The organism is Bradyrhizobium sp. CB1717, assembly GCF_029714325.1.
GTDB lineage: Bacteria > Pseudomonadota > Alphaproteobacteria > Rhizobiales > Xanthobacteraceae > Bradyrhizobium.
In genome coordinates, this window is record NZ_CP121666.1 from 5630614 (window position 1) to 5643690 (window position 13077).

Here is a 13077-nt window from a genome sequence, read left to right on the forward strand (position 1 = left end):
GATCAGCGACCTCAGAAGTCGACGGCAACCTCGCCGAACCCCACAAGGCGTGCGCGGGCGCTGGTCCCCGCTTCTGTGAAGACCATGCCGGTGCAGGAACCGGTCGTGACGATGTGGCCCGGCAAGAGAGGCACACTCCGGTCCGCACAATGGCGGATGAGCCAGCGCAGCAGACGCCAGATGTCGCCTGCGGGATTGCCTCCAACGGTTCGTCGGCTGATGTCCTGGCCGATGGAGAGATCCGCCTCGACGCTCCTCAGATCGATGGCAGCAGGGCTGACTGTCGCGGCTACTCCGATCAGCAACGCGCCGTGGCTCTGCAAATCCGCAAGCTGGGCCAGGGGAGCGCTGTTCGTCCAATCCTCGAGGCGCGTCTCGACCACCTCGATGACGGGATAGACCGCGTCGAACGCACGTGCCAGTTCGCGATCGGGCAACGCGGCGTCGTCAGCCGCGAGCGCGCGCCCGACCCTGAGCGCGACTTCCACCTCAACACCGCGCAGGCGGAATTCCGGGCCGAGCCGCGCGCCTGAGCGAAGCAGGCCCGACGCCGGCAGCGGCGCGCAGACGGGCTCGGCGTCCGGGCCCGACGCGCCGACCTTCCAGCCGCCGACCGGACCGATCCGGGCAAGCGTGGCATCCTGGATGGCGTAGGCGCCGGCACGATCCGACGGGAGAACGTCGCGCCAGTCGACCGCCTGTCTGCTGCTTCTCGCTGCGATCAACCTGTCCGCCGCTTCACTCGCATTGCCCACGATGTCCTCCGTAGTAGGGCCAGCCTCGGCGACGGACGTGCCGCGGCCGAAACTCTCGATTTATGTGTCTCGATACGTTAGTCGTCGACCTTGGTCGCGCGCAGCAGATTGTCGCGCAAACGGCTCACCGTCTTCTGCACCATCGGAAACTCGTCGCCAAGACCTGTCGCCTCGATCACGGAGTCGCCGAGATCCTGCTCGATCAGCTTGCGCCCCGCAGCTGTCAGGCTGAGGCGCACTTGCCGCTCGTCGGCGGGATCGCGGTGGCGCTTGATCAGCCCCATCTGCTCCAGCTTCTTCAGGATCGGCGTCAGCGTGTTGGATTCCAGAAACAGTTTCTCGCCGAGCGTGCCGACGGTCTGCTCGTCCTCGTCCGACAGCGCCACCAGGGCGATGTACTGCGTGTAGGTGAGCCCGACCTTATCCAGCAGGGGCTTATAGACGCGGCCGAAGGCGAGATTGGCCGAATAGACCGCAAAGCACAGGAAATTCGATAGTTTTCGGCCTTTGCCGGCAGTTTTGGGGGAACGGCCCACGGGAACCTCCGCAATTCGTGATCTGCGGACCTATATAAATCGCATCCGATTAAATCGGAAGAGCTTGACCATGGAATGCAGCGGGACTATTTCGACGCGCATCCGATTAGATCGGATACGATTAATAATTCAACCGAAGGATACGACCATGACATCCGCTGCGAAGGTTCTCTTCACTGGCAAGACCCACGTCACCTCGGGCGCCGACGGCGCTGCGCACTCCAGCGACGGCTTCCTGAACGTTAAGCTGGCCCAGCCGCACCCGGCCGCCGAAAACCTGTTCGCCGCCGCGTGGTCGGCCTGCTATCTCGGCGCGCTCGGGCTCGCCGCTGCGCAGCGCAAGGTCAAGCTGCCGAGCGAGCCGTCGGTCGACACCGCGATCGACCTGAACAACGCCGGCGGCGCCTTCTTCCTGCGCGCCCGTCTCGACGTCAGCGTCCCCGGCGTCGATCGCGCGGTGGCGCAGGAACTGATCGAGGCTGCGCACGGCATCTGTCCGTACTCCAAGGCGGTGCACGGCAACATCGAGGTGACCACCACTCTCGTCTGAAGCGCCACGACGCGGACCGGCCGGCATCGGCCGGGCCCGCGCGGCGCGGACAATCCAGTGACCACAAGGAGCCGACCATGAGCCATCGTCATCTGCGAACCCTCCGCGTGCTGTCGAGCGCGGTCCTGCTCGCGGCAAACCTGTTCACCCTGCCGGCCGCAGCGGCGCAGGCCGGCGTCACGCGCACCGACCTGCAGCGCCACGATCTCAGCTCGCCCGGGCGCGAGGCAGTGCAGGTACGCGTCGACCTCGCTCCCGGCGTGGCGTTCGGCCGGCACACTCATCCAGGCGAAGAGATCATCTACGTGCTCACGGGCGCCATCGAATACGACGTCGAGGGCAAGCCGCCGGTCACGCTGAAGGCCGGCGACGTGCTGTTCATCCCCGCCGGCACGGTGCATGCGGCGAAGAATGTCGGCGCTGAGACCGCGAGCGAGCTTGCCACTTATATCGTCGCCAAGGACAAGCCGCTGCTGACGCTGGCGAAGTGAGGCCGGCCGCCCCGATTGACCTGCGCATGATATCTGACTAAAGTCAGATATCATGCTCGACCCCGTCTCCCGCGTCCGCCGCTTCAACCGTGCCGTCACTTCTGCCGTCGGCGCACTCGATAACTCGTTCCTCGGGCGCGGGCGCCCGCTAGGTGCCGCGCGCGTGCTCAATGCGATCGGACACGGGCGTTCGGACGTCGCCGATATCCGCGACTATCTCGGGCTCGATTCCGGGCTGATGAGCCGGCTGCTCCGCAGCCTCGAGGACGAGGGAGTGGTCGAGACCAGTACGCATTCGGACGACGCCCGCCGCCGTGTGGCAAAGCTGACGCGCACTGGCCGGCGCGAGTTCGCGGCCTACGAGGCGCTCTCGAACGCGCAGGCCGAGGGATTCCTAGCGCAGCATGCGCAGCGCGAGGCCTTGCTGGCGGCGATGGACCTGATCGCATCCGCATTGACGCGAGAGCGCGTTTCGCTGGATGAGAGCGATCCTCAATCCGAACAGGCACGCTATTGCCTCGGCGAGTACTATGCCGACCTCGGTCGCCGCTTCAAGCAGGGCTTCGACGTCTCGCTGTCGCGCGACCCCGACGCCAAGGACATGCGCCGGCCGCGCGGCACCTTCATTGTCGCGATGTCGGACACGCTGCCGATCGGCTGCGTGGGCCTGAAGGGAACCGACCACGGCTATGCCGAGATCAAGCGGCTCTGGGTCGCCCCCGCCGCGCGCGGGCTGCGGCTTGGCCGGCGCCTGATGGACGCGACTGAGGTCGCAGCGCGCGAGCTCGGTATCGCCCTGTTGCGGCTCGACACCAACAGCGCGCTGCCGGAGGCCGGCCAGCTCTACCGCACCACCGGCTGGCGCGAGATTCCGCGCTTCAATGACGATCCCTACCCGGACCTGTTCTTCGAAAAGCGGCTCTAGGTCGTCCGCGTCGGACGCACGACGATCTCGTTGACGTCGACATCGTCGGGTTGCTCGATGGCGAAGCGCACCGCGCGGGCGATCGCGTCAGGCTGAAGCGCGATGGCACGATAGGTCTTCATCGCCGCTGCGGCCACGGGGTCGGTGATGGTATCGGCGAGCTCGCTCTCGACCACGCCGGGATGGATGCAGGTGACGCGGATGTTGTCGTGCTCCTGGCGCAGGCCGTCGGAGATCGCCCGCACCGCATATTTGGTCGCGCAATAGACCGCCGCCGTCGGCGACACGCTCAAGGCGCCGATCGAGGCGACATTGATGATTTGGCCCGATCCGCGCGCCACCATTTCCGGCAGCACCGCGGCGATGCCGTAGAGCACGCCCTTGATGTTGACGTCGACCATGCGGTCCCATTCCTCGACCTTCAGCGAAGCCATCAGCGACAGCGGCATCACGCCGGCATTGTTGACGATGACGTCGACCCGGCCCCAGACGCCGCGCGCGGCATCGGCGAAGGCGGCGACGCTGGCGCGGTCGGTGACGTCGAGCGGATGCGCGAGCGCCGTGCCGCCGGCCGCGTTCAGCTCGGACGCGAGATCCTTCAGGCGGTCGGTGCGCCGCGCGCCCAGCAGGACCTTGGCGCCGGCCGCGGCCAGCTCGCGTGCAATGCCCGCACCGATGCCGCTGGAGGCGCCGGTGATGAGAATGACTTTATCGATTGGCATGAGGATCTTCCCGTTGCGTTCGGAGTGATTGCGGGAAGATGGACCGACGCCTTTGCTGTGATAAGACGATCATATCTAACCACGCTGGCAAGCTGCGCTAACCGATGGAAACCGACCTCAATGCCCTCGCCGTCTTTGCGCTGGTCGCCGAAGAGCGGAATTTTCGCGCCGCCGCGGACCGTCTCGGCGTGACGCGCTCGGCCGTGAGCCAGACCATCCGGCGGCTGGAGGAAACGCTCGGCATCGCACTGATTCAGCGCACCACGCGCAGCGTCAGCCTGACCGAGGCCGGCGAACGGCTGCATGCGGAGATCGCCCCTGCGATTGCGGACATGCGCGCCGCGCTCGGCAACACCGAGGCGCTGGGCGGGCGGCCGCGCGGGCTGTTGCGGCTTGCGGTCTCCTCGATCGCCGAGCATTTCCTGTCCGGTCCGTTCCTTGCCGCCTTTGCCGAAGCCAATCCGCAGGTGCAGCTCGACATCACGGTGACCGACGCGGAGTTCGACATCGTCGCGGCCGGCTATGATGCCGGCGTGCGGCTCGGCGAGGTGATCGAGCAGGACATGATCGCCCTGCCGATCGCCGGCGACGAACGCCAGCTCGCGGTCTGCGCACCGGCCTTTCGCGATCGCTTCGGCGTGCCCTCTCACCCGTCCGAGCTCGCATCCTTCCGCTGCATCGGCTGGCGTCCGGCGCCGAACGTCACGCCCTATCGCTGGGAGTTTTCGGACGGCGCAAAAGAGTTCAGCGTCGCGGTCGCACCCGAGATCACGACCAACGACATGGCGCTGATGATCAAGCTCGCGGTGGCCGGCGCCGGCATCACCTTCGGCATGGAGGCGAGCTTCCGGCCTGCGATCGCGCGCGGCGAGCTGGTGCCGATCCTGGAGGACTATTGCCCCTCCTTCGCCGGCTTCTATCTCTACTATCCGAGCCGCCGCAACGTGGCGCCAAAATTGCGCGCACTGATCGAGCACGTGCAGCGGCGCGCATGAGCCGAAGGAACCCGCCGTGACCAGGAACGAGCTTGCCGCCATTTATCACGGCTACATCGCCTGCCTGAACCGGCAGGATTGGCCGGCGCTCGGACAGTTCGTGCACGACGACGTCGTCCACAACGCGCGGCCGCTCGGGCTCTCCGGTTATCGCGCGATGCTGGAACAGGATTTTCGCGAGATCCCGGACCTGCGCTTCAACGTCGAACTGCTGGCGTCGGACCCACCCGGGATCGCGGCGCGGCTGAGATTCGATTGCACGCCAGTGGGGACTTTCCTTGGACTTGCCGTCAACGGGCGGCGCGTGTCCTTCTGCGAAAACGTGTTCTACGAATTCCGCGAGGGAAAGATCCGGCAGGTGTGGTCGATCATCGACAAGACAGCGATCGAGACGCAGCTCTGACGCCGCGCCTCGATCTCACGTTCATGCCGCCGCCGGCGCCACCTCCCCTTGCGGCTTCGCGAACGGACGGAACGTCATCGCCATCAGGAAGGCCCCCAAGCCCATCGCCCAGGAGGCGATGTAGAGCCAGGCGTAGCTGGAGAACGCGTCATAGATCAGGCCGCCGGCGAGCGGGCCCGTCGCCATGCCGAGGCTGCCGGCCATCGCCGTGCCGCCAATCACCGTACCCATCATCCGCAGCGGAAAGTTCTCGCGCACCAGCACCGCATAGAGCGGCATGGTGCCGGCATAGATGAAGCCGAACACGGCGCCGACCGCGTAGAACGTCGCGAGCTGATGCGCGAAGACGTAGGCGAGCGCGCCGAACGCCTGCAGCAGCAGCCCCGAGACCAGCACGCGCTTGGCACCGAAGCGATCGCCGAGAAGCCCGAAGGCGATGCGGCCGCCCATCCCGGCAAACCCCTCGAGGCTGTAGATCGTCACCGCAGCGACCAGCGGGATGCCGCAGCTCACGGCGTAGGAGACGGTATGGATGATCGGACCGGAATGGGTGGCGCAGCAGAAGAAATTGGTGGCAAGCAGAATGAAGAATTGCGGCGAGCGCAGCGCCTCGCCCATCGACATCTCGTTTTGCGCAGCGCCCCCGTCCGCAGGTGCCGCCGCGGCCTGCGCGAGCGCGGGCGGACGGCGCACCAGGAACGAGACCGGGATCATGATGGCGGCAACCACCAGCGCGATGATCTGCATCGAGGTGCGCCAGTCATGACCGGAGACGAGCCAGGCCGCGAGCGGCGCCATCGTCATCGGCGCCATGCCCATGCCGGCGGAGACCAGTGACACCGCGAGGCTGCGATTGGTGTCGAACCAGCCCGTGACCGTCGCCATCATCGGTGCGAAGATCGCCGCGCAGGACGCGCCGACCAGCAGGCCGAACACGAACTGAAACACGATCAGCGAGGTCGCGTGGCTCGCGGCGAACAGGCTCAGCGCCAGCACGGTCGATCCGGTCAGCACCACCGGCAGCGGCCCGAACCTGTCGGTTGCCGTGCCCCAGGCCATGCTGGTGAACGCCATCGCCAGAAAGCCGATCGTCATCGCGCTGGAGATGCCGGTCACCGACCAGCCGGTGTCCTTGGCAATCGGCTGCAGGAACACCGGCAACGAGAACATGCCGCCGATCGCGACGCAGCCGAGCAGGCCGCCCGCGGCGACGATCACCCAGCGATAGTGGGAACGAAGCATCTTTTGGTCTCCCGTCAGATTTGTCTGGGTGGAAGACGAATGGGAACTGCGCCGGCCGACAGCGGCACATCCTTTTTGCCGCACGCTTTTGTGACCTGCCAGCAAAAAGTACGAAAACAACCCCATGCACAGTAGCCGACAGCTGTGGGATCAATGACTTACGAGGCCAGTGACTGGCGGTGACCGGAAGCGATTTGACCCGTCGGGCAAAACACTGGCATGATGTCATCCTCCCGCCAACATAGTCGCAGCACGTTCGGACGCTCGCCGATCATGGCGCACGGTCGCCGCCCGGTGCGCGCTCAACGTGCTGATCTTGAACGGAACGTTCCCATGCCCAAGATCGACGTCGCCACTGTGCCGGTCCGCACGGCTCGGGCTATCCAGCGCCCTTCGACGCTCCTTACGCCGAGCGCATTCGCAAGCGTCTAAGCAATGCCGGCGGCCTTTCCGATTTCGGCGTCAATCTGATGCGCCTGCCACCGGGCGTGACTGGTGACTACGTCCGCTTTGCTCCTGGAGCGACCGAGTTCGTGCGACAGCGCAGTATGTCGCGATGGGCCATAAACTGCCGTTGAAGATGAAGGCGCGATGTTCTTACTCGATCCTGACCGGCTTTCTTTCCGATGTCCCAAAGCCTATCTTGGTTGAAAAGGCGCGAGAGGCAGCGAAATGCTACCGGCACCAATCACTTATTGCTTCTACCGTTGTCGCGGGCTCTGCCTTCACACTTGGGTCGTCGCGACTTTCGCAATCATGATGGCCGCCGCTCCACTGCAGGCTTCAACAGCACCAAAAACGTCAGCGTGCGGATACCTCGCTGGTCTAATTGATCAGGCACCGCCATCAGAGCGGTTGTTCCTGCCCAGCTATCCGACCGTCGAATCGGGGCCTCTGCATGGCTCCGCCTACCTCTATGACAATGCGGTAGCCGCCATCGCATTGGTCGGTTGCGGTGAGCAAGACAAAGCGTATCGGATTGGCTCGGCGATTCTCTGGGCCATCGACAACGACCGCACCTGGCATGATGGACGGCTCAGGAACGCTTACGCCGCGGGTGTGGCGGCGAATGGCCCCGTCAAACTTCCGGGGTGGTGGGACAATGCTCAGAACAAATGGTTAGAGGATCGATATCAGGTGGGCAGCGACAATGGTAACATGGCATGGGCCATGTTGGCGTTGCTGTCGCTTGATGATGTGAACACCGGCTTTCGGTTCCGCGATGGTGCAGCACGGCTTGGCGCCTGGGTCGCGCAATGGGCCGATACGCGCGGTACTGGCGGTTTCACGGGCGGTACGTTTGGGCACGAACCGACGCCGGAAGTGCGGACGTGGAAATCGACTGAACATAATACTGACCTCGCCGCCGCGTTTGGCCTTCTTGCGATCCGTACAGGCGATTCGCGTTGGCGTGATAAGGCAACGGCTGCTGAGCACTTCGTAAATACGATGTGGGATTCGGCATGCGCCTGTTTCGCCGCAGGGACAGCTGAAGACGGCGTCACGCACAATCCGATTTTGGCTCTGGATGCTCAGATCTGGCCTTTAACAGCGCTTCACGGAGCGGCCGGGACATTTTCATCAGCAATGACGACCGCCGAACAGCGAATGAGTGTCGGCGGGGGCTTTTCTTACGGTGAAGACCGGGACGGTGTGTGGACCGAAGGGACGGGCCAAATGGCTCTCTTGATGAAATTGCTCGGCAGGACTGAGAGGGCAGAGTCGTTGATCGCTGTAATCGAATCCCAGAGGTCGCCCGATGGTGGGTTCTATGCCACGACTGTCCGCGAGTTACCGACGGGGTTCGTGTTGGACACCGACCCGACCAAGCCGCGACTCTATTTCCGATTGTCACATCTTGGCGCAGCTTCGTGGGCTGCCCTCGCGGAACGTGGGTTCAATCCCTTTACGATGACAAAAGGACTTCCGTAGTTGAGCCGCGATGCTTCTCGTCTCGGCCTCTCTTTTGGTCTTTTTTGATTTCGATATGTCCGCGAAGGGTCATAAGCGGGCGTCGCGGCGATTTTCGTCCTCGGTCCGCTCGCCCCCCGCAAGCCGACGTCAGGGCGTTGAAACCGAGAGGCAGCTTAGGGCCATGAACAGACTTTGGAAGCGAGCCCAACGCGACACCTGATCAGTTGCTCAGTTTGTCAAGAACCCACGTTCGGTTGAAGAAATGGCTCGGCTCGGCCCGCACAGACGGAAATAGGCGAACCAGGTTTCGCCCGGGATCATGGGCGCAAAATCGCGCGAGGTTGGGCGCAGCGTCGCGGCCAGCGCTACATGTCAACGCCAACTGATCCGCAGGGCTTAAAGGTTTGGAGCGAGCGCCCGTGCACGCACCCCTCATGTTTCTGGGCGTAGGCAAGCACGCCCATGATAATCAAAGCCACCACGACCAATCCGGCTACTAGGTTCTGCACCATGGCTGCCACTCCAGGTGAACTCATGAACAAGGCGACCGGCGCGAATCGTCGGAATCAACGCCGGGACAGCGCTCCCTCTCGAGGCCACCAAGCGGCTGGAGCTGAAATGATAAGCAGAGGTCGCGCAGCCAAAGAGAGCACAACCGTCGACCTGATGGCAATGCGACTTCTGCCGCGCTGCGCAAATTCGATGCGCGATCTGAAGCCGCGTCTTCAAAAATTCGCCTGTTGCCACCGAAATCGGGCGCATACGGCAATCCAGTTGCTCTTATCGTGCCACTCGCGGCTTAGTAGCGGGCGCCTGTACTGTTGCACCATTTTGGCAAGGATTGAGGGCCTGCCGCGGCCGAACGCCACGAGCTAAAGCATGCTATGCTGAAAGGATCGGGATAACGTTACTTTGCCGTGGTCCAAAGTCCGGCTCGCCGTCAATCAGACAGTCGAGGGAGCCAATGCAGCAGATTGCGGACTGGCTCAACATCCTTGGCCTAGGGCAATACGCGCAACGCTTTGCCGAGAACGACATTGATCCAAGCGTTCTGCGCGATCTGACCGACTTTGACCTCGAAAAAATCGGTGTTTCGCTCGGCCATCGCAAGAAGATATTGCGCGCGATTGCGGAGTTCGCTGAGACCGGACCGAGACCCGTGCGTACTCCTTGGACCGCGGCCGAGAGACGTCAACTCACGGTGATGTTCGCTGATCTTGTTGGCTCGACAGCGCTCTCGACTAGGCTCGACGCTGAGGACTTGCGGGAAATCATTGGCAAGTACCACCGCTGCTGTGCCGAGCAAATCGAAAAATCTGGCGGATTCGTCGCCAGATACATGGGCGACGGCGTGCTCGCATATTTCGGCTATCCGCGGGCCGATGAAGACGATGCTGAGCGCGCAGTATGCGCCGGACTAGCATTGGTTGCGGCCGTGGCAGGACTCGATGTCGGCCCGTCGGCAAGATTGCGAGTGCGAGTTGGCATTGCCACGGGCTTGGTGATCGTCGGTGATCTCATCGGAGATGGCGCAGCGCAGGAGCATGGAGTGGTCGGTGAGACCCCCAATCTGGCCTCGCGTCTGCAGGCGCTGGCCGAGCCGGATACGATTGTCATCGACGGTAGCACTCGCCGCCTCGTCGGTGGACTCTTCGAGTATCTCGCTCTCGGGAGCGTGTCCATCACAGGCTTCAGCGCCCCGGTGCCGGTCTGGCGAGTCATCGGTGCGAACGCGGTCGATAGCCGCTTCGAGGCCTTGCGGGTAGCCAGAACGCCACTGCTCGGGCGCGATGAAGAGATCGAGCTGCTGATGCGCCGCTGGCAGCAGATAAAACGCGGCGATGGCTCGGTCGTGTTGATATCGGGTGAGCCCGGCATCGGCAAATCGCGCCTCGCCGAGACCGTGCTGGAGCGGCTGAGCGATGATCCACATATCCGTTTGCGCCGTTTCTGCTCGCCGCACCATCAGGACAGCGCGCTTTTCCCGACCATCTCACAGCTCGAGCGGGCGGCGGGTTTCCGGCGCGACGATACGGACCGGCAACGGTTGGACAAGCTCGAAGCGTTGCTCGCGGAGGCAAACGCTGACCTCAGCGAGGCCGTCCCTCTGATCGCGGACCTGCTGTCCGTGCCGATCGGCAATAGCTATCCACCTCTCAGCCTCACCCCTCGGAAGCGCAAGGAGAAGACGCTTGGGGTTCTCCTGGCCCAGCTCGAGGGACTGGCGGCGCGCCGGCCCGTGCTGATGGTGTTCGAGGATATGCACTGGATCGACCCCACCTCGCTCGACCTGTTGGACCGCATCGTCGATCGCGTGGCCACCCTCCGCGTCTTGCTGATCATCACTTTTCGGCCAGAGTTCGCGCCAGCCTGGATCGGGCGCTCGCACGTGACATTGATCAGTCTCAGTCGGCTCCCGCATCGACAGCGCGCCGAGATGATCATGGGGGTGACCGGCGGCAAGGCGTTGCCCCAAGAGATCGTCGAAGGAATCGTCGATCGGACCGATGGCATACCGCTGTTCATCGAGGAATTGACCAAGGCGGTGATCGAGAGCGGCATGTTGGCCGACGCCGGCGACCGCTTTGATGCGAGGGGACCCGTACCTCGGCTTGCCATCCCTACCTCGCTCCACGCCTCGCTCCTGGCACGGCTGGATCGCTTGGCGCCCGTGCGCGAGATGGCGCAGATCGGAGCTGCCCTTGGGCGGTCGTTCTCGCATGAGCTGATCAGCGCCGTCGCAGCCATGCCGCCGCAACAGGTGGACGGGGCCTTGGCGCAGCTCGTAAGCGCCGAACTGGTCTTCCAGCGGGGGACCCCGCCCGATGCAGAGTACACCTTTAAGCACGCGCTGGTGCAGGATGCAGCCTATAGCACCATGCTGCGCGGTCGACGCCAGCAGATCCATGCTCGCGTTGCGACGACGTTAGAGAGCGAGTTCCCTAAAATCGTGGCCGCTCAGCCCCAACTCATGGCCCACCATTGTACGGAGGCCGGTTTCAACGAGAAGGCGGTCGGCTACCGGCTCAAAGCGGGCCAGCAGGCGGTCGCGCGATCGGCGATGACGGAAGCGGTGGCGCAGTTGCAGAAGGGGCTCGAATTGCTGGCGAACATGCCCGAGGAGTCGCGGCCCGCACAGCACGAGCTCGACCTTGAGATTGCCCTCGGGCGGGCCCTGATGGCGGCCCGAGGGTATTCGGCGCCGGCGGTAGCCGATACCCTTGTCAGGGCGCGGGCGCTCGCTGAGCGGTTCGATCGACCGGACCGTCTCGCTCCGCTGCTCTATTTCCAATGGGGTTTCCATTCGGTTCGTGCCGAGCACGACCTGGCGGTGTCCCTTGCCGAGCAGATGGAGAAATTGGGCGAGACAAGAAAAGATCAAGCCACTCTGCTGCTGGGTCACTATATCCACGGCGCCAGTTGCCACTATCGCGGGGAGTTTGTGACAGCGCGCGGCCTTCTCGAGCTGTGTGATGGCTTGAGAGATCCGGCCGCTCGCGCGATTTGCGCCGCCATAGCGGTGGCCGATCCGCGCGCGGCGAGCCGGGGTCACCTGGCGGTGACGTTGGCGCTTCTGGGCGATATCGATCAGGGACGCGCGCGCGCCAACGAGGCGTTGTTAGAAGCCCGTTTGCTCGACCATCCGTTCACGGTGGCCTTTGTGTTGAGCAAGGTGTGTGCAGTGGAGGCGGCGGCCGGCATGTCGCATGACACATTACGGCATGCAGAAGAACTGGTGGCTCTCTCGAACGAGCATGGCTTTCCGCTCTGGTTGGGCCTCGGACTTCTCCAACATGGTCGCTCATTGACTGCCGTTGGACAGGCGCAGGACGGTCTCGCCTTGCTCGCGAAAGGGCTCTCGGTGCTTCGTGGTGCCGGAGCTGTGGTGCACACGCCGCGTGCGCTCTGCTTTCTCGCCGAGGCTCACGCCAAGGTCGGGCATCTTCAGGAGGAACAGAAATGTCTCGTCGAGGCTGCGCAGCTCATCGAGACGACTCAAGAGCGGTCCGGTGAGGCCGAGTTGCATCGACTTCGAGGCGACATGATGAATGCGCGAGGCGACCAGGCAGCGGCAGAGCAGAATTATCATCGAGCCCTCGCTGTGGCGGAGCGCCAGAGCGCGAAGACGTTAGGGCTGCGCGCTGCGACCAGCCTCGCTTGCCTGTGGCGTGACCAAGGCAAATGCGCGGAAGCTCATGATCTCCTCGTGCTGCGATATCGCTCGTTCACCGAAGGCTTCGACACGCCGGTCCTGAGGGACGCCAGGGCGGTGCTCGAACAGCTGACCTGAGTCAGTTCATGTCTTTCGTCACGGGATAGGTGCTTTGCCTGCACTCCAAGGCTTGCCGGGCTCTGGTCCGTGATCTCATGAAGCGTCATCCGCGGCGCGTCGCCGGCAACGCTAAGTGTAAGGATCGGATGCGAATGCCACCCCATGCGCTCCATGCTGTCGGAATTACCGTTTCGGGTCAAAGGCTGCCTAGGCAGCTTTCATGCCCTTGTTCGGGTCACCTTCAACAAGCAGACGTCGCGGGCGCCCTGAG

At 63.9% G+C, this 13077-nt stretch carries 11 protein-coding genes and 1 pseudogene; 8 read left to right on the plus strand and 4 right to left on the minus strand.

What is annotated here, in order from left to right; all coding sequences use genetic code 11:
• Positions 1–11 precede the first annotated feature (11 nt).
• Together QA649_RS26895 and QA649_RS26900 are read right to left on the minus strand one after the other, a co-directional pair.
• The gene (locus QA649_RS26895) at positions 12–755 is read right to left on the minus strand and encodes a fumarylacetoacetate hydrolase family protein (protein WP_283019830.1); all 744 of its coding nucleotides are present in this window, start codon (positions 753–755) and stop codon (positions 12–14) included.
• Positions 756–832: 77 nt separating this feature from the next.
• The gene (locus QA649_RS26900) at positions 833–1291 is read right to left on the minus strand and encodes a MarR family transcriptional regulator (protein ID WP_283019831.1); all 459 of its coding nucleotides are present in this window, start codon (positions 1289–1291) and stop codon (positions 833–835) included.
• 148 nt (positions 1292–1439) lie between these two features.
• Here QA649_RS26900 and QA649_RS26905 point away from each other — a divergent pair, with 148 nt between their 5' ends.
• From QA649_RS26905 to QA649_RS26915, 3 genes are all read left to right on the plus strand, one after another.
• Positions 1440–1841 (plus strand): Ohr family peroxiredoxin, encoded by a 402-nt coding sequence (locus tag QA649_RS26905; RefSeq protein ID WP_211403111.1) that lies wholly within the window; start codon positions 1440–1442, stop codon positions 1839–1841.
• 77 nt (positions 1842–1918) lie between these two features.
• A complete protein-coding gene (locus QA649_RS26910) occupies positions 1919–2332 on the plus strand; it encodes a cupin domain-containing protein (RefSeq protein ID WP_283019832.1) in 414 nt (137 codons plus the stop codon).
• 52 nt (positions 2333–2384) lie between these two features.
• Positions 2385–3257 carry a bifunctional helix-turn-helix transcriptional regulator/GNAT family N-acetyltransferase gene (locus QA649_RS26915; RefSeq protein WP_283019833.1) on the plus strand — a complete coding sequence of 291 codons (873 nt, stop codon included), beginning with the start codon at positions 2385–2387 and terminating at the stop codon, positions 3255–3257.
• On the opposite strand, the gene QA649_RS26920 is transcribed toward QA649_RS26915, so the two are convergent.
• Positions 3254–3979, minus strand: coding sequence for an SDR family oxidoreductase (locus QA649_RS26920; RefSeq protein ID WP_283019834.1), 726 nt, complete (start codon positions 3977–3979; stop codon positions 3254–3256). The genes QA649_RS26915 and QA649_RS26920 overlap by 4 nt on opposite strands.
• 104 nt (positions 3980–4083) lie before the next feature.
• On the opposite strand from QA649_RS26920, the gene QA649_RS26925 reads away from it, so the two are divergent.
• A complete protein-coding gene (locus tag QA649_RS26925) occupies positions 4084–4974 on the plus strand; it encodes a LysR family transcriptional regulator (RefSeq protein ID WP_283019835.1) in 891 nt (296 codons plus the stop codon).
• 16 nt (positions 4975–4990) lie between these two features.
• Positions 4991–5377, plus strand: coding sequence for an ester cyclase (locus tag QA649_RS26930; protein ID WP_283019836.1), 387 nt, complete (start codon positions 4991–4993; stop codon positions 5375–5377).
• A 21-nt stretch (positions 5378–5398) separates the two neighbouring features.
• Here QA649_RS26930 and QA649_RS26935 read toward each other — a convergent pair whose 3' ends face one another.
• A complete protein-coding gene (locus QA649_RS26935) occupies positions 5399–6619 on the minus strand; it encodes an MFS transporter (RefSeq protein WP_283019837.1) in 1221 nt (406 codons plus the stop codon).
• A 333-nt stretch (positions 6620–6952) separates the two neighbouring features.
• On the opposite strand from QA649_RS26935, the pseudogene QA649_RS26940 reads away from it, so the two are divergent.
• From QA649_RS26940 to QA649_RS26950, 3 genes and pseudogenes are all read left to right on the plus strand, one after another.
• A pseudogene (locus QA649_RS26940) lies at positions 6953–7107 on the plus strand (transcriptional regulator); the annotation flags it as partial.
• Positions 7108–7375: 268 nt separating this feature from the next.
• Positions 7376–8551: a hypothetical protein gene (locus QA649_RS26945; RefSeq protein ID WP_283019838.1), complete on the plus strand. Its 1176-nt coding sequence runs from the start codon at positions 7376–7378 to the stop codon at positions 8549–8551.
• A 946-nt stretch (positions 8552–9497) separates the two neighbouring features.
• Positions 9498–12824 (plus strand): adenylate/guanylate cyclase domain-containing protein, encoded by a 3327-nt coding sequence (locus QA649_RS26950; protein ID WP_283019839.1) that lies wholly within the window; start codon positions 9498–9500, stop codon positions 12822–12824.
• Positions 12825–13077: the final 253 nt, after the last annotated feature.